19 protein-coding genes, 1 tRNA gene and 1 pseudogene are annotated in these 16855 nt (G+C 43.9%); 16 read left to right on the top strand and 5 right to left on the bottom strand.

The window, feature by feature from the left end; all coding sequences use genetic code 11:
* The first annotated feature begins 3 nt into the window (after positions 1 to 3).
* A pseudogene (locus QXL29_00380) lies at positions 4 to 762 on the top strand (RNA-guided pseudouridylation complex pseudouridine synthase subunit Cbf5).
* A 533-nt stretch (positions 763 to 1295) separates the two neighbouring features.
* Here the strand turns inward: QXL29_00380 and QXL29_00375 are convergent.
* A tRNA-Ser gene (locus QXL29_00375) sits at positions 1296 to 1379 on the bottom strand.
* Between the two features lie 728 nt (positions 1380 to 2107).
* Between QXL29_00375 and QXL29_00370 the strand changes: the two genes are divergently transcribed.
* The 3 genes from QXL29_00370 to QXL29_00360 all read left to right on the top strand — a co-directional run bounded on the left by QXL29_00370 (position 2108) and on the right by QXL29_00360 (position 5740).
* Entirely contained in the window at positions 2108 to 3184 is a 1077-nt protein-coding gene (locus tag QXL29_00370) for a DUF373 family protein (GenBank protein MEM2283057.1), read from the top strand.
* 92 nt (positions 3185 to 3276) lie between these two features.
* Positions 3277 to 3774 (top strand): alanyl-tRNA editing protein, encoded by a 498-nt coding sequence (locus QXL29_00365; GenBank protein MEM2283056.1) that lies wholly within the window; start codon positions 3277 to 3279, stop codon positions 3772 to 3774.
* An 82-nt stretch (positions 3775 to 3856) separates the two neighbouring features.
* On the top strand, positions 3857 to 5740 hold the full coding sequence (locus tag QXL29_00360) for a phosphoenolpyruvate carboxykinase (GTP) (protein ID MEM2283055.1): 1884 nt from the start codon (positions 3857 to 3859) through the stop codon (positions 5738 to 5740).
* A gap of 2 nt (positions 5741 to 5742) precedes the next feature.
* On the opposite strand, the gene QXL29_00355 is transcribed toward QXL29_00360, so the two are convergent.
* Positions 5743 to 6678: a carbohydrate kinase family protein gene (locus QXL29_00355; protein ID MEM2283054.1), complete on the bottom strand. Its 936-nt coding sequence runs from the start codon at positions 6676 to 6678 to the stop codon at positions 5743 to 5745.
* A 16-nt stretch (positions 6679 to 6694) separates the two neighbouring features.
* Positions 6695 to 7525, bottom strand: a complete 831-nt coding sequence (gene fba, locus QXL29_00350; GenBank protein MEM2283053.1) for a class I fructose-bisphosphate aldolase — start codon at positions 7523 to 7525, stop codon at positions 6695 to 6697.
* Positions 7526 to 7682: 157 nt separating this feature from the next.
* Here fba and QXL29_00345 point away from each other — a divergent pair, with 157 nt between their 5' ends.
* Positions 7683 to 9044: a nucleotide sugar dehydrogenase gene (locus QXL29_00345; protein ID MEM2283052.1), complete on the top strand. Its 1362-nt coding sequence runs from the start codon at positions 7683 to 7685 to the stop codon at positions 9042 to 9044.
* A gap of 25 nt (positions 9045 to 9069) precedes the next feature.
* On the opposite strand, the gene QXL29_00340 is transcribed toward QXL29_00345, so the two are convergent.
* Both QXL29_00340 and QXL29_00335 read right to left on the bottom strand, forming a co-directional pair.
* Positions 9070 to 9681: an acyltransferase gene (locus QXL29_00340; protein ID MEM2283051.1), complete on the bottom strand. Its 612-nt coding sequence runs from the start codon at positions 9679 to 9681 to the stop codon at positions 9070 to 9072.
* Between the two features lie 18 nt (positions 9682 to 9699).
* Complete coding sequence (locus QXL29_00335) at positions 9700 to 10524, bottom strand: class II glutamine amidotransferase (GenBank protein MEM2283050.1); 825 nt, start codon at positions 10522 to 10524, stop codon at positions 9700 to 9702.
* Between the two features lie 95 nt (positions 10525 to 10619).
* On the opposite strand from QXL29_00335, the gene QXL29_00330 reads away from it, so the two are divergent.
* From QXL29_00330 to amrB, 11 genes are all read left to right on the top strand, one after another.
* Positions 10620 to 11426 carry a carbon-nitrogen hydrolase family protein gene (locus QXL29_00330; GenBank protein MEM2283049.1) on the top strand — a complete coding sequence of 269 codons (807 nt, stop codon included), beginning with the start codon at positions 10620 to 10622 and terminating at the stop codon, positions 11424 to 11426.
* Positions 11427 to 11595: 169 nt separating this feature from the next.
* Positions 11596 to 12066: a 30S ribosomal protein S13 gene (locus QXL29_00325; GenBank protein ID MEM2283048.1), complete on the top strand. Its 471-nt coding sequence runs from the start codon at positions 11596 to 11598 to the stop codon at positions 12064 to 12066.
* A 26-nt stretch (positions 12067 to 12092) separates the two neighbouring features.
* On the top strand, positions 12093 to 12629 hold the full coding sequence (locus tag QXL29_00320; GenBank protein ID MEM2283047.1) for a 30S ribosomal protein S4: 537 nt from the start codon (positions 12093 to 12095) through the stop codon (positions 12627 to 12629).
* Positions 12630 to 12639: 10 nt separating this feature from the next.
* The gene (locus QXL29_00315; GenBank protein ID MEM2283046.1) at positions 12640 to 13041 is read left to right on the top strand and encodes a 30S ribosomal protein S11; all 402 of its coding nucleotides are present in this window, start codon (positions 12640 to 12642) and stop codon (positions 13039 to 13041) included.
* 1 nt (position 13042) lies between these two features.
* Positions 13043 to 13879 carry a DNA-directed RNA polymerase subunit D gene (locus QXL29_00310; protein ID MEM2283045.1) on the top strand — a complete coding sequence of 279 codons (837 nt, stop codon included), beginning with the start codon at positions 13043 to 13045 and terminating at the stop codon, positions 13877 to 13879.
* A 2-nt stretch (positions 13880 to 13881) separates the two neighbouring features.
* Positions 13882 to 14244, top strand: coding sequence for a 50S ribosomal protein L18e (locus QXL29_00305; protein ID MEM2283044.1), 363 nt, complete (start codon positions 13882 to 13884; stop codon positions 14242 to 14244).
* Complete coding sequence (locus QXL29_00300; protein ID MEM2283043.1) at positions 14241 to 14693, top strand: 50S ribosomal protein L13; 453 nt, start codon at positions 14241 to 14243, stop codon at positions 14691 to 14693. Before QXL29_00305 ends, QXL29_00300 begins: the two co-directional genes overlap by 4 nt.
* Complete coding sequence (locus tag QXL29_00295) at positions 14690 to 15115, top strand: 30S ribosomal protein S9 (GenBank protein MEM2283042.1); 426 nt, start codon at positions 14690 to 14692, stop codon at positions 15113 to 15115. The genes QXL29_00300 and QXL29_00295 overlap by 4 nt, the downstream gene beginning before the upstream one ends.
* A gap of 6 nt (positions 15116 to 15121) precedes the next feature.
* Positions 15122 to 15325 carry a DNA-directed RNA polymerase subunit N gene (locus tag QXL29_00290; GenBank protein MEM2283041.1) on the top strand — a complete coding sequence of 68 codons (204 nt, stop codon included), beginning with the start codon at positions 15122 to 15124 and terminating at the stop codon, positions 15323 to 15325.
* A gap of 4 nt (positions 15326 to 15329) precedes the next feature.
* Positions 15330 to 15968: a 30S ribosomal protein S2 gene (rpsB, locus tag QXL29_00285; protein ID MEM2283040.1), complete on the top strand. Its 639-nt coding sequence runs from the start codon at positions 15330 to 15332 to the stop codon at positions 15966 to 15968.
* Positions 15965 to 16816, top strand: a complete 852-nt coding sequence (amrB, locus tag QXL29_00280) for an AmmeMemoRadiSam system protein B (protein MEM2283039.1) — start codon at positions 15965 to 15967, stop codon at positions 16814 to 16816. Before rpsB ends, amrB begins: the two co-directional genes overlap by 4 nt.
* The last annotated feature ends 39 nt before the right edge of the window (positions 16817 to 16855 follow it).

Genomic DNA, 16855 nt, shown 5'->3' with positions numbered 1-16855 from the left:
ACGGGAGTACTTCCTATCGCTTTAGGAGATGCTGTAAAACTTGTTAAGTTCTTAATGCAGTCGAGTAAGGAATACGTCGCTGTCATGCAACTGCATAAGGAAGTCACCGCCGAGACTTTAAAAGAAGTAGTGAGTCTGTTTAAGGGTAAAATATACCAGAAACCCCCTGTTAGGTCTTCAGTCAAGAGGACTCTCAGAGTTAGAGAAGTACTAGACATAGAAGTTTTAGAGTATGAGTATCCATACGTGTTACTTAGAGTAAGTTGCGAGCATGGGACTTACGTACGCAAGTTAATACATGACATGGGAGACATACTGGGCATTGGCGCTCACATGCGTGAGTTGAGGAGGATTAGAGCCGGACCTTTCAAAGAAGACGTTGATTTAATCAAAATGCATGAGTTATCTGAGTATGTGTATTTATGGCGCAACAAGGGAGACGCGACTCTATTAATGAAGGCAGTAAAGCCTGGTGAGTATATAGTCTCACACTTGCCTAAAGTAATAATAAACGACATAGCTGTTAGTGCGATCACTTACGGAGCAGACTTAGCCGTGCCCGGCATCTCGATAATCCACGAAAAAATAAGAAAGGGAGACTCTGTAGCTATATTCTCATTGAAAGGAGAGTTAGTAGCTATAGGGACTGCTCAAATGCATACAGAAGAAGCACTACAGACTCGGAAGGGAGTATTCGCGAAAACCCAGAGGGTAGTCATGAACAGAGGTACGTACCCACCTCTCTGGAAGAAACGCTACTGACCTCCTCCCCGTCCTAAAGGGCGAGGCTTTCGGAATTGTAAAGTTAAGAAAACAACTGTAGAGAGTATAAGTGAAAGAGGAGTTTCCTAGCCTCGAATATAAGCACACATTAAATTAACAAAACGAATACTTAAGGTCAAACGGTGTTCCTACTAAATATTCCTGCTTTTTGCCTTCTAGGGCGGGACTTTCGGATGCGATCGTTAGCTTTAATTATTAGCTACTAAGACACTCTTAGTTCTCAGCAGTCAAGAGTTTTGAGAGTGTTATATTGTTGAAGGGTAATCTAATAGGAGGGGCTCGGATTTCGCATTGTCTGATGTTAATCCTCAGGCTTCGCGGGGCCTTAGTAGAGGTCTTGTCATCAGTCTCCACCTGTTCGGGGTGACCTCAACCCACAGCCCACCTTCATTGGGCTCACAGCTGTGTGGAAACCCCACATCCTGGGCAATATCTCCAACGATATAAGTGAGTTAGTGTTAAACCTAAAACCTTTATTAAATCTTTATGAGACCCGAAACAGTTGTGAAAGGCGCCGGGGGCGGGATTCGAACCCGCGCGGGCGCGAAGCCCACTGGCTCTCCAGGCCAGCCCCTTAACCGCTCGGGCACCCCGGCTTCACGGCAATCTCACATTAAGTGTGTTAAGCAGAAATATAAATGTTGCTAGGGTTGACAGCAGCTCTCAAATAGATAGATTTTTATAGACGTTCATAGTTTTATCTCAACTAGCATAGAGAAGCATTATACGATGAAAGAGGCTAGTAGGGTCCTCAGTGTCAGCGTTAGACGACTCTAGATTTGAAATGAGCAAGGTAAGATAAGACGCATTAATTGTTGGGAGGTAGGAGGAGAGTACCTGAAAGTGAGCTGAAAAGGCTCCTTGGAATAAAGGAAGTTAACGTAAGAAAGAGAGCTGTAGTATATGCTTGTTTCTTGTGATCAAAAACAACAAAGAAAATAATTAGAGAGATAGAGGTAAGCCTTGTTAGACTACGCAAAATTAAAGGGCTACGAAGTCGTTGCGATTTTGGAGGACGTAGCAAGTGGTCTTAATAAAAACAGGAAATAGCTAAGCGAGCTCTTCGACATGGTTGAGAGGAAAGAAATTGGAGCCATTGTCATCGGGTTTAAGGATAGGCTAGCGATGTTCGGCTTCAAGTATTTAGAACGTTACCCCCTTCCCCGAAAGCCCTCTATGAGCCTCAAATAATAGATGTGAGAGGGAAGAGATAAAAATCTATAAATCCCACAACGGTTAGGTATGACTTGTTCGTTTATGTGCTTATGGGGGTATGTTCTTATTTATTACGTTAGGATGCGTAGTAATCTTAATGGGGGCTAGGTTGTCGAAGTTAGTGGTTGTTGCTGTCGATTACGACGACGATATTTCGTTGAGTGGGTTTGAGACTCCTATTATTGGCTATGAGAACGTGGTTAGTGCTTCTGTCAGGTTTGGTATGTTACGACCTGATGACTCAGACCTCAACGTTTTGTTTCATGCTCTCTCAGTATATTCGAATCTTAAAGATAAGGGGGAGGAAGTTGAGGTCGCTATAATTTCTGGACATCCTGGGAGTCACGTAGAGGCTGGCAAAAAACTCAGAACGCAGACTGAATACTTAGTGAGTACTTTAGGTAGTAGAGACTTTATTTTGGTTTTAGACAGTGCTGAGGACGAGTTAATAATACCGGTTATTCAGAACATAGTTAACATCGTAGCTCTTGAGAGAGTGGTCATAGAGCAGCTTAGGGGTGTAGAAGAAACGTATATTTTGTTAGGTAGGTACTTGAGGAAGGCTATTGAAGAACCTCGTTTCTCTAAAATTATCCTTGGAATACCAGGCATCCTCTTGCTAGTTTTCGCGTTACTGTCTCTAACTCCCCTCTCGATATACGTGTGGGAAGTGCTAGTAGGTCTTTTAGGTTTGTTTCTCTTGATCAGGGGTTTTCAGATTCATGAAGTTATATTGAGGAAGTGGAGACAGTCATCAATATATAGGGTTTCAGGAATCTTAGCAATCTTCTCTCTAGCCGTGGGCACTGCTCTCACGCTAGTTTCAGCAGCCTCACGCGACTTCTCTTACGACCCGCTATCTATTAGGTTATACGCTGAAGTGATAGTGCCTTTCATAGCACTCTCAGCCTCAATACTATTTACGGGAAGGTTGATTAGTAGAGTCCTTAAGAAGAGTATCAGGGTTTGGAGAGATGTAGTAGCTATATTAATTACAGTTTTATTAGCGAGATACGTCTTAAACTTAATAGAAGTAATTGCTGTCTATCCTGCAGATAAGATAGTTGATGTACTTTACGAGTATAATTTAATTCAAGTCTTTGCTTTAATATCTGTCTTGATAGTCGCGATAGTTTTCTTAATGAGCTTCATAGAACACCAGATGAGACCGACTCGCTCCACATAAAACATGACTTGTTAGGGATGGGCTCTCACACGTATGCTACTTTATGGTTTTAAATTAAGATCTCTGACTAATTAAGAGATGGTGATGCAGTCGTGCCCTCAGAACTGGAGTGCCAGGTATTCTCAGACGAAATGAGAACTCACACTGCCCTCCACGTTCTTAAAGGAGCTGTAGTCAGAGTCTTAGGTGAGGGTTCTTTATGGACTGCATCAACTTATGTTTCAGGCAAGCACGGCAGGCTAACTGTGACCTGCCCAACAAAACCTAGTGACGAGCAAGTTAAGGAAATTGAAGAATTAGCGAATAAGAAAGTCTTAGAAGACCTACGTGTTGAGGTTAAAACTATGTTAAGGACAGAAGCTGAGAAAACTTACGGTAATGTAATATATGACTTGTTTCCAGTACCTCCAGACGTTAAGGAGTTAACTCTCGTTATAGTGTATGATGTAGACGGGAGTATCTGGAACATAAACGCCTGTAATAAAGAACACTTACCATCAACAAGATTTATTGGTAGTATAGTATTAGAAAAACCAAGATTTAGAGCTTCTAAGAAGTTGCTCGAAATACCATTTAACGTAAGTCCCTGAAAAGACACTTCAGACGTTTTAAAATTGTTAAGTACAGATATCTTTAATAATGAATTTGAGTATTATGGTTGTGGTGAGCTGTGTGGGTAGAGAAAGACTGATTAAAGAAGACTATGATTATCTTAGCTTCTTACGTTCTCACATGCGTGTGGAAATGCTTGAAAGACTCTTGAAGATTCCCGACCCGGAACTTCATAAGTGGATAGCTGATATAATAAAAGTTACTAAGCCTTCATCAGTTTATGTATCTATAGGGAGTGAAGAAGACTTCGAGTATGTAAGGCGTGCAGCACTCATCAATAAGGAAGAATTACCAACTAAATATCCTAAACACACAGTCCATTTTGATGGGCCGAAAGACTTAGCTAGGGATAGAGGTAATACTAGAATACTGTTGAGTAGTGGGGAGAAGATACCTCTCATAAATACTTACGAGAAGGCGGCAGGACTTAACGAAATTAAGAATATACTTGAGGGCATAATGAGTGGCAAGGAAATGTTTGTATCGTTCTATTGTTTTGGGCCGAGAAGTTCTCCCTTTACGATGTACGCGGTTCAAGTAACGGACTCTGCGTATGTGGTTCATAGCGAGAACATCCTCTACAGGGTATGTTATGAGGAGTTCGTTAATCAGGGACCCAACCTAAATTACATGAGATTCCTCCACTCAGCAGGAGAACGTGACGAGAACGGCTGGAGCAAGAATATAGATAAGAGGAGGATCTATATAGACCTTGAAGACGACACAGTATACAGCACTAACACCCAGTATGCGGGCAACACAGTGGGTTTGAAGAAGTTAGCACTCAGGCTCTGCGTTAATAGGGGTCTTAAAGAAGGGTGGTTATGTGAGCATATGTTCATAACTGGTGTTAGAGGTCCTGGCGACAGGATAACTTACTTTACTGGAGCGTTCCCGGCAGGATGCGGCAAAACCTCAACAGCTCTAATGTCAGACACGGTAGTTGGTGATGACCTAGCTATAATTAAAGAATTCGACGGGATAGCGAGAGCCGCAAACCCCGAGGTAGGTATGTTCGGGATAGTTGATGGAATAAATCCCAGAGACGACTCTGAAATCTACGAAATACTGAACTCACCCGAAAACGAAGTCATATTCTCTAACGTCTTACTGACAGAGGACGGCGAGGTCTGGTGGACTGGTAAAGTCGGTGAGCCGCGTAGAGGGATCAACTACGCTGGCGCGTGGTGGCCTGGCAAAGATAACGTGCCATCACACCCGAACTCTAGATTCACTACCTCAATAAGGTACTTAAAATACTTAGACCCAAGAATCGATGACCCTATGGGAGTCCCGATAGGCGGCATGATATTTGGTGGCAGAGACTCTGATACGTTACCTCCTGTTGAGGAATCTTTTGATTGGGTGCACGGAATAATCACTAAGGGAGCCGCCCTAGAATCAGAGAGGACTACCGCTGTTTTAGGTAGAGCGGGTGAGAGAGAGTTTAACCCCTACGCGATCTTAGACTTCCTATCTATTTCTGTAGGTAAGTTTACAGAGCTTCACTTAAGATTTGCTGAGAAGCTTAAGGTCAAGCCAAGAATCTACGGCGTCAATTATTTCCTGAAAGACGAGAATGGAAACTATCTTGCTGAGAAGGTAGATAAGAGAGTGTGGTTGAAGTGGATGGAGTTAAGAGTCCATGACGACGTAGAAGCTGTAGAGACTCCTACGGGTCTCATACCCATATATGAGGACCTTAGAAAGCTCTTTGACACGTATTTAGGTAAGGAATATCCAGAAACTTTATATGAGAAGCAGTTCGCTTTAAGAGTCCCGCAACAACTCTCAAAAATTGAGAGGATATGGGCTATATATTTAGAAATACCTGACACTCCAAAGATATTGTTTGATGTTTTGAGAGCTCAGAAAGAAAGACTTGAAAACGCTAGGAGAAAATACGGTGACTTAATATCGCCTTATCTCTTCGCTAAGAAATGATATCATGGCTTTTTGAATGAGAGCTGATAAAGGTCTTTAGCTACCTTAATTACTTCTTCATGTTTTGGTACTTCGTGAGAACCTAGTCTTCCTACCTTGATTGATGCTACTAGTGCTGCGTACTTGACAGATTCTTCGAGGTCGTAGCCGCGTTTTAGGGCAGAGTAAAAACCTGCTATGAAGGCGTCGCCAGCGCCGGTAGTATCAACTACTCTCTCGGGTGGGAAAGCTGGTATATCTACAGTCGCTGAATCACTCACTACGTAAACTCCTTCACTGCCTCTTTTGACTATGATTATCTTAGGGCCCAGACGTCTTAATTTTTCGGCTGCCTTAATGTAATCGCTTTCTCCAGTTATGTAGTATATCTCTCTCTTATTGACTGAAACAATATCCACTAATGATATTATTGGCTCTAGCTTACTTAACCCGCTCAAGGCTAGTACTCTACCAGGGTCCCACGATACTATAGGCTTGTTTCCGGCTTCCAGAGACTTAAGGATCTCTAAAGTTGTGTCAGGTCTTAAGCTAGCTATATGCACGTATCGCGTGTCTCGCAGTAGTTCTTTATCAACGTCTTTAATGCTTAAGTCTTCTGAGGCTCCCTTAAAACCATATATGAGTATCTTGCCTTCAGAATCTCTAACTACTATTGAGAAGCCTGTTGGGAGTGTAGTAGATATTCTTACCCCGGAAATATCAACTCCCTCACTCATTAGCTCGTCAACTATCATTCGTCCAAAAGAGTCGAGACCTACCTTAGCTATCAAGCCAGTCTGGAGTCCTAGTCTTCTCGCTCCTATAGCCACATTAGCTGCTGAACCGCCTACACCTCTCTTCTCGTCAAGTATTCGCGCTTCTTCATCTGGTTGCGGAAATTTATTGACTAAGAACCTAATGTCAACTAACGCGTGTCCTATACATAGTAAGTCGATCATGAGTCTCTACCTGAGATTACTTTACGTAATGCAGTACATCTTCCGGATTTCTGTTCTCGTGAACTATCTCTTTAACAGCCTTTATGACTCCTCTAGGATTCTTGTGCTGGAAGACATTCCTACCCACAACTACCCCCCTAGCTCCAGCATCCATTACGTTTCTGACCTGAATTAAGAATTCTCTAGTGTCTTGTGTTTTTGGACCGCCGCTCATCAAGACAGGCACGCCAGCCGCAGCTTTAACTACCTCAGCAAAAGTTTCTCTGCTTCCTGTGTAGTAAGTCTTTATCATATCAGCACCGCTCTCGCTTGCCGCTCTAGCGCCGTACTTGACGATCTCGACATCATATATGTTCTTCATTTGTGGATTTCTAGGGTAAGCTAGCTGAAGGCACGGCATGCCGTATTTCTCAGCAGCCTCTCTCACTGTAAACCAGTTCCTCAACATTGCGTCCTCGTACTGACTACCCCAGTAAACAGTCGCGGCAACAGCCTCAGCCCCCATAGACACGGCGTCTTCCACGCTACCGAAAATACTTTGAAGATACCTGTTGTCTTCAGGTCTTAGCATAGTCTTGCCCGTAATCTTTAGTATTAAGGCTGTCTTATTACTCCACACATCATATGTCGCTTTAGCGATGCCGTGTAGTAGCAGTATTGCGTCAACTCCCCCCTCAACGACTTTACTTAAGATATTTCTGGGATCTATAGACTCCTCAGTAAAGTCTTTAGGGCCGTGTTCTACACCGTGATCAAAAGCAAAAATAACACTTTTCCCGTCAGGCATTATTCTATTCAGCCTAACATACTTACCTATGTAGTTACTTGTAGGTCTCACGTAGCTCACGTTACCCCACCTTCATGAAGTCTCGTCTTTTATGGTTGGGTGTAGCTTAATAAGTTTTAGTAGTTGATTAAGTGCGGTAGAATCAGCAGTAATTAGTTCTACCAGAACACAAGCATAGATTTATATGCTATAACAATCATTAGTGGTGGGTCACGTGATGAGTGTTTCTGACCCTGTTGATAGGGTGTTTGAGGGAGGTTGCGGGGCTTTAGTATTTGGCTTAGGGTACGTGGGTCTTGCTCTAGTAGCCGCCTACTTAAGGAAGGGCTTAAGAGTCTACGGAGTTGATAAAAATTTAGATAAGATCAAAGCACTTCACTTACGTTCTTTCAGATTCTTAGAGAGAAACATAGAAGAAGCCATATATAATGGTTTAGAGAAAGGAATGTTAAAGCTTACTACAGATAGTCTCGAATTCTCTGAGAGTGCGTGTGTTAAGGTGATTACGGTGCCCGTATACCTAGATTGGCTGACTAAAGAGATTGATTATAGTTCGTTAGTAGAAGTTGGCGAATCTGTTGGTAGCGGGCTTAAGAAAAAAGACCTAGTTATTCTAGAGTCTAGCGTTCCTCCAGGTACTACGGAGGGCGTTCTTAAGCCAGTACTAGAGAGAGTTAGCGGACTAGTTGCTGGGAGAGATTTTTACTTAGCGTACAGTCCTGAGAGAATATACGTTGGTCACTCGCTAGAAGACATAGAAGTTAATTACCCTAAGATAGTCTCAGGCATAAATGAGGTGTCGGCAGAACTAGCTGCTAAGTTCTACTCAAGAATATCAAGCAAGGGCGTGATAAGGCTAAGTTCTATTAAGGCAGCTGAGTTTTCTAAACTAGCTGAGGGAGTGTATAGAGACGTCAACATAGCCTTATCAAACGAGCTAGCCATGCTTTCTGAAGTTCTCGGAGTAAATTATTATGAAGTTAGGGAAGCAGCTAACTCACAACCTTACTGCCACCTACACTTACCAGGGCCTGGAGTCGGGGGTCCGTGCATACCGATCTACCCATACTTCATCATAAACATAGCTACGAGAAGAGGATTCATCCCGCAACTCTTACTCCTTGCTAGAAACATTAACGAGTTCATGCCTTACGAAATTGTTAAGAGATTTGAAAAATTTCTGAGAACACATGGTGTTAAAGTAAGTAGTTCGAGAATAGGCGTCTTGGGAGTAGCTTTCAGAGGAGACACCGACGACACTAGACTCTCACCAACACATGACATTATAGCTTTACTGAGAGCTCGAGGGTGTAGAAACATTGTGGCGCACGACCCCCTAGTAATTAAAGACGAAGTCCTTGATCAATTAGGTGTTCCGCTAACTCAAGACTTACGAGTAGCCCTGGAAGACAGAGACGCTATCATAGTCTTAACTAAGCACACAGAATACAGCAAGTTAACAACAGGAGACATAATGAGGCTTTCTAAGAATCCCGACATACTAATATATGATTCAGTTAACGTCATAACTAATAACAACAACTACACCAGAATAGAGAAGTTAGGAATTACGATTTAAACTCACGCTCCTAAAATCACAGAGATTAAGTCTTCATAACCTGCTTATACAGCTCTAAAGGAATTTCAACTTCCTTACCGCATCTCTCACACTTATAAACTACTACCTTACTCTCCTCCTTCACCTTATCCTTCTCCTTAAGTGGTTTGCCACAGAAACACACAAAACCGACTAGTCTAGCCGGATTCCCCAAAACGAGTCCGTGAGGCGGGACGTCCTTAGTTACTACAGCTCCAGCACCTACCATCGCGTACTCTCCTATAGTCACTCCACAAATTATTGTCGCATTAGCTCCTATAGACGCACCTCTCCTAACTATCGTGGGTATTACCTCCCACTCTACGTTAAAAGACCTTGGGTAGATGTCGTTAGTGAACGTTGCGTGAGGACCTACGAAAACGTCGTCTTCTAACGTGACCCCCCTGTAAACAGAGACGAAATTCTGGATCTTGACATTATTGCCTATCTTCACGCCAGCATCTATGTAAACGTCTTTACCTATATTGCAATTCCGACCTATTCTAGCACCTTTCCTGACATGTACAAAGTGCCATATTCTAGTACCCTCCCCTATCTCAACATCTTCTTCTATTATGGCTGTCGGGTGCACGTAATATTTCTTCGTTGACTCACTCAAGAATGGTCTACCTCCGGCTCAAACAGAGAGTAACGTCTTTATTGAGTCACGCTCTATTTTAAGAACTTTTTGTTGTTGTGTTGATTTGCTGAAGCTACTTAGCTTCAAATAATAATCAACTAGTGTTGAGGAAGATACCACGTTGAATCCGTCACCCCATACCCTATATACTGCGTAGTAAGCTTTTCTCGCGTTATCTAGATTCTCATAACCTCTTACTAGTGAGGTAGCGTAGAGTCTTACATCACTTCCTCCACAATAGCTTAAGAGACCTGTTATTAGCGCTTCACCCTCGCGAGTATATTCTCTATAGAGTTTCTCATACGCTGCAGACACGCATTCGTCTAGATCCTCACATGTCGTAACACAAGCACTCAGGTACTTAGCTATCAGTTCAGCTACCACGCGAGAGTCTACGTGGAGATGCGGATCTATGCCGGCCTCTCGAGAAGCACGTAGTTTGTCTATGCTACCATTATGAATAAACCAAACTTTACCTAGCTTGTAGTCTACTTCGTAGGGGTGGGCGTTACTCGTGCCTAGAGGTTCTGTTCCAGTAGCGCGAGAGTGGAGTAGCAGGTATAGTTCTTCATATCTGCTCAGCTTACTAGAAAACACTCTCAACAACTCTCTCGATACATCACTGAATATGGGGTGTGCCATCTTCTCGTGAAAGATGGTTAATATCTCGTTCTTGAATCCCGCTACTGCCAGACCCCACCCATCATCATGCGAGTCTCTACGACCTCCCGTGACTTCAGCTAGGTAAGGGTCTCTGCGAGATGATTCTATAAAACCCTCTACGAGATTTCCTAGTCCAGTCTTAGCGAATTCCCCACTCATCACCCCAATTAAAACTCGGCACACGCAGACCACCAATCTACTATGGTCAATAAGTTTAAAATAAGAGCTACGGGAGTTTCATGGGGGTGCTAGTTATGCGTGAGTTGAGGTTGGGCATACTGCAGTTCTCTTCGCTAGCTAGTAAGAACGAAACCTTAAGCAAGCTCGGTAAGTTGCTTAAGGATGTAACAGCCGACATAGTTATCTTGCCTGAATACGCTGCTTTCAACATAGTGAGGTTAAGGCCTGAAGAGGCCTACGCTATGGCGGACGGCCTTGAAGGCGAGTTTGTTAAGTTCTTTAGTAGCTTAGCTCGCGAGTTCTCCGCTTATTTTGTCGTTACTACATTTGAGAAAAGTCCAGAACCTCCTAGAGTCTATAACACTGCCGTCGTGATAAAGCCTAATGGCGAGATAGCTAGCACATATAGAAAAACCCACTTGTTTGACGCTTACGGATACCGAGAATCAGACTACATGATGCGTGGTGAGGAAGTTTCTCCAGTAGTGGATGTAGGGAAGGCAAGAATCGCAGTCGCTATATGCTTCGACATAAGGTTCCCAGAACTCTTTAGAATCTACTCACTCAACGGGGCTGAACTCATAGTAGTCCCGTCAGCTTGGTTCAAGGGCCCACTAAAAGAAGAGACTCTCTCTTTCTTAGCTAGGGCTAGAGCACATGAAAACACCGTCTACGTGGCTGTCGCGGTGCAGTATGGAGATGAATATACTGGGAGGTCTCTCGTGGTCGATCCTTGGGGAACTCAAATACTTGACTTAGGCGTTGGAGAGAAATACTCTGAGATAGACATAGATGTAGAGTTAGTTTATGAAGTCAGGAAGAAACTCCCGGTCCTTCAGTTAAGGAGGGCTGACCTCTACTGCTCTAGATTATGTGTGTAAGACCTCTAAAACTCTGGTCTTGAGTAGGTCTCGCTACCTTATAGGCCAGAAACTAGTTGGGCAGGTCTTAAGACTAATCAAGAACTGAGACGCGTGATTAATCCTACAGTCTTGAAAAAACTTATATACTGTTAATAGTCTTTAATCTAGGTGTGCGGTGAATAATAGAATGAGTGAGGGTAGGTTTAGGCATATAGTGAGGATTGCCGGCGTTGATGTAGAGGGAGACTTACTTATTCCTTACGGTCTAGCTAAGATAAAGGGAGTTGGCTATCATACTGGACTCGCTATAGCGAGGATAGTCGGGCTTGACCCTCAATCTCGTATAGGCTACTTAAGTGATGCTGAAGTGCGGAGAGTAGAAGACGTAATAAATAATCCACTTAAGTACGGTATTCCTGCCTGGTATCTTAACAGGCGGAAAGACTACGCTTCAGGAGAGGATAGACACCTCATATCAGCAGACTTGATTTTTGAGGCTAGAAGCGATATTGAGAGAGAGATAAAGACGAGGAGTTGGAGAGGTATAAGACATCAGCTGGGTCTTAAAGTGAGAGGGCAGAGAACCCACACTACGGGCAGGATAGGGCCTGTAGTTGGGGTTACTAAGGGTAAGGCAGCACAGCAGAAGCAGGAGTGAGTTAGTGAGTAGTTGGGTGGTCTTTGATGGGTGACCCAAGAAAATCTAGGAGGAAGTGGGAAAAGCCCGGGCATCCGTGGATTAAAGACAGGCTAGTTGAAGAGATGGAGTTAGTAGGTAAGTATGGGTTGAGGAATAAGAGGGAATTATGGCTTGCTCAGACTTACTTGAGGAATATAAGGAATAAAGCTAAGGCACTCCTCTCTCTAACCCCTGATGAGAGGTCTGTTAGAGAGAAAGACCTAGTTAGGAAGCTTTATAGCTTAGGACTCCTTCAGAAAGAGTACGGCACTATAGACGATATTCTAGGACTAACCGTTGAAGACGTTCTTCAGAGAAGGTTGCAGACTATAGTGTATAGGAAAGGACTTGCTAGGACTATTCATGAAGCTAGGCAACTAATCGTGCACGGCCACATATCCATCGGTGGTAAGAGAGTGACGTCGCCTGGCTACCTAGTCAATAGAGAAGAAGAGCAGTTAGTTGGTTTTACTCCGGGCTCGCCTATAGCTACTAGAATAAAGAAGGAAGAAATTTTTGGAGAAGTATTAGGCAGTGAGTAGGTGAGGATTTATGGCTTTTACTTCTAGAGAACTTAAGTGGGGGGTTGCACACATATACAGTTCTTTCAATAACACTATAGTCCACATAACTGACTTAAGCGGTGCTGAGACTGTGGCGACTATGTCTGGAGGGATGGTAGTAAGAGCTGATAGAGAGAAGCCGTCTCCCTACGTAGCGATGCTCATCGCTTACAGAGCTGCTCAGAAAGCCATGGATAAGGGAATAAACGCTATACATATTAAGGTTAGGGGTCCGGGAGGCCACGGGCCTAAGATACCTGGGCCCGGCGCTCAAGCAGCTATTAGAGCCTTAGCCAGGACTGGATTCATTATCGGGCGTATAGAGGACGTAACTCCCATCCCCCACGACACGACGCGGAGGCCTGGCGGCAGGAGAGGTAGGAGGGTGTAAGGTGTCTTATTCTGTCATAGTAGTTGAGAGAGGAGATAATCGTCTTAAACTTCTCTTCAAAGGAGTCCCCCTAGCCCTCTTAAACGCTATTAGGAGAGCTTCTATGGAGTATGTTCCAACCATGGCTGTAGATTTCGTTATATTCAACAACAACACTTCAGTTCTTCATGACGAGATAATAGCTCACAGATTAGGTCTAATACCGCTGAATTCTGAAGAAGCTCTGAGGAAGTATAAGAGTCCTGAGGAGTGTGTTGGCGCAGGTCCTGAAAAATCTATCGAGTGCTACGCGGTTTTGTCTCTTCAAGCCTCAGCAAAAGATGGCGAGACTAAGACTGTGTACTCAGGTGACCTCAAGCCCCTTACAGACCCTGACGTGAGGCCCGTCTACGATAAGATACCTATAGTAGTTCTCGGACCTAACCAAGAGATTTCTTTAGAGGCTTACGCAAGACTTGGGAGAGGCATAGAACATATTAAGTGGTCTCCAGTAACTATCTCTACAGTAACCTACTCTGCAAGACTCACTATTAAAGAGAGTTTATGCACTCTCTGCGGTAAGTGTGTGGAGGTCTGCCCACGGGATGCTTTAGTCTTGGAGGGCGGTAAGGTGAGAGCGTATGATGAGAAATGTATTCTCTGCAGGCAATGCGTTAAGTCCTGCCCTACCGACGCTATAGAGTTGGGGTTTAAAGACGACGAGTTTTACCTAACTATAGAGTCTTCCGGGTCTCTAAAGCCGGAGACTGTGGTGGCTGAAGCTTTGAAGATAGTTATATCAAAACTTGATAAGTTTTTAAGTGTATTGGACTCTATTAAAGTTCAGAGTGGTGAGTGAGGGTGCCTCGTACAGGACCTACAAACATTACTTTGAGAACACTGACTAGAGAATTAAGGAAGACAGCTAACCAGTATAAGGCGCCTATATGGGATTACGTAGCTGATATCCTAGAAAGACCTTCTAGGAGCAGAGTAGTAGTTAATGTCTCTAAATTAGAGAGAGTGGCCTCACCTAATGAGGTAGTGGTAATTCCTGGGAAGCTTCTGGGTGCCGGCACCATAAACAAGAGAGTAGTAGTAGCTGCTTTCAGTTTCTCACCTAAGGCCGTAGAGAAGGTCAAGAATGCTGGTGGTCAAGTAATGAGTATTAAAGACTTAATTAGCATTAATCCTAGTGGAAGCGGCGTTAAGGTGGTAATATGAGCTCACAGGATGTTGAAGCGAGGAGAGAGATCGTAATAGATGCTGAGGGAGCTATATTAGGTAGGTTAGCTTCTAGGATAGCTCAGCTCCTAAAGGAAGGGTATGAAGTCTATGTAGTTAATGCTGAGAAAGCAGTAGTTAGCGGTGAGAAGCAGAGAGTTATTGAAGGCTACAAGATTTGGCTTACTCTAAGAACCTTAAGAAATCCTGAGAAAAGTTCTCCTAGAAGGCCTAGAAACCCTGTCTCCATAGTCAAGTATACTGTGCGAGGTATGTTACCGAAAAGCTTCAATAAGGGTCGGGTCAACTTAAGTAAGCTAAGAGTATTTGTTGGGGTACCTAAGGAGTTAGAGGGTAAGGAGATGGTTAGACTAGCTACTCGTAGGTCTAGGAGAGTAGTGACTGTTGCTGAGATAGCTACGGCTCTTGGATGGAGGGGAGGTAAATGAGTAAGACACAGCCTCATGATTCAAAAATAGTCATAGCAGTAGGTAAGCGTAAGACAGCAGTAGCTAAGGCAGTTGTAGAACCAGGTAAGGGGAGAGTCTGGATCAACGGAGTACCTATCGAGATATGGCCTGTTGAGATGGCTAGGATGAAGATGATGGAACCCCTATTACTAGCTGGTAAGGAAGTCTGGGATAAGGTTGATGTACGTGTTTATGTGAGAGGAGGCGGTGTTATGGCTCAAGCCGACGCTGTGAGGACAGCAATATCACGTGCTTTACTGAGTTTCACGGGCAGTGAAGAACTGAAGAGAATATTTAGCGAGTATTCTAGGGCAATGATAGCTGGAGACCCGAGAAGAACGGAGCCTGAGAAGTGGATGCGGTACTCTGCAAGAAGATTCAGGCAGAAGTCTTACAGGTGACGCGTTATGGTAGTTATCCCGGTGAGATGCTTTACGTGCGGCGCGGTAATAGGTGATAAGTGGGAGGCTTTCGTAGAAGGTGTTAAGTCTGGTAAGGACCCAGGGAGAGTACTTGATGACTTGGGTGTTAAGAGATACTGTTGCAGGAGGATGTTTATCTCGCACCTAGACTTAATTGAGGAGTTAGTTATGTATACTAGGAAGGTGTAATCGCATGAGTGAGGACGTTGATCGAGAGAAGCTAGCAGGCAGTGAATTACTAGTCCCGCTTAACATATACTTAGAAGCAGGTGTACACATAGGCACTTACATGTGTACTAAACACATGGAGAAATTCGTCTATAGGCAGAGACCTGACGGACCATACATAATAGACGTGAAGAAGATTGATGAGAGGATCCGCATAGCCGGAAAATTCATAGCTAGTTTCAGACCAGACGCTGTGCTAGCAGTTTCGGCAAGACCCTACGGTTTCCAGCCAGTCCAGAAATTCGCTGAGTTGACTGGAGGCAAGTCTATTGTAGGTAGGTTTATACCTGGAACACTCACGAATCCTAACCTGAGTATCTATATAGAGCCTGAAGTACTCGTCGTTACAGACCCTAGAGTAGATCAGCAAGCACTTATAGAGGCTTCTAGGATAGGGATACCTGTAGTAGCTATAGTCAGCACAGACTCTAAAACGAGTAATATAGATTTAGTTATTCCAGGCAATAATAAAGGCAGGAAGTCTCTGGCAGTTATTTACTGGTTGCTCGCTAGGCAAGTGCTTAGAGAGAGGGGAGTTCTACCACCAACAGGTGAGTTAAGCGTAGGGCCTGACGCCTTCGAGACTAAGGTGTTAAGTAAATGAGTATAAGAAAGCCTGTAGTAGCAGGCTATTTTTATGAGGGTAGAAGAGAATCCTTAATTAAGCAGATTGAATGGGCTTTCACACATAAGCACGGACCGGGTTTCATCCCTAAAGTCTCAGAAGTTAGGAGTAAGGAGAGTATAGGGTTCGTAGTACCTCACGCAGGATACATCTACAGCGGTCCAGTAGCAGCGCATTCATACGCGAAACTAGCTTCTGAGGGAAAGCCAGACGTTTTTATTTTGTTAGGACCTAATCACACAGGCGCTGGAGAGATAGTTTCAGTATGGGATGAGGGGGTGTGGGAGACCCCGCTAGGTCACGCTATTATTGATGCCGACCTAGCTAAAGAAATAATAAGCAACTCGCAGTATGCTAGGCCAGACAAGCAGGCTCATTACGAGGAGCACTCACTCGAGGTTCAAATACCTTTCTTGCAGTATCTCTTTAAAGACGTAAGCATAGTTCCTATATCTATCATGTATCAGGTACCTGAAATCTCGGAAGACCTAGCTGCGTCTATCTTCAAAGCTTCCTCAAAGCTTGGGAGAGACGTAGTAGTTATAGCATCAACAGACTTAACTCACTACGAACCACACGACAGAGCTGCCGAGAAAGACAAGACTGTTCTAGACAAAATAAAATCATTAGACCCTAAAGGATTGTTTGATGTAGTCTTAAGAAAGAACATAACGATGTGTGGTGTGGCGCCAGTCATGACTCTCCTCTATTACGCTATACTGAGTGGCTCTTCTGGAGTAGAAGTCTTGAAATACGCGACCTCAGGAGACGTATCAGGCGATAAGTCGTTAGTCGTGGGTTACTCAGCTATCAGAATTCTTAAGTAGGTCGCGCGCCCCCTATACTTAAGAGAGGTGCTTCGGTTA

This window comes from Zestosphaera sp., from assembly GCA_038843015.1.
Lineage (GTDB): Archaea > Thermoproteota > Thermoprotei_A > Sulfolobales > NBVN01 > Zestomicrobium.
Note: the sequence above shows the minus strand (reverse complement) of the source record. Positions and strands in the feature narration are given on the sequence as shown.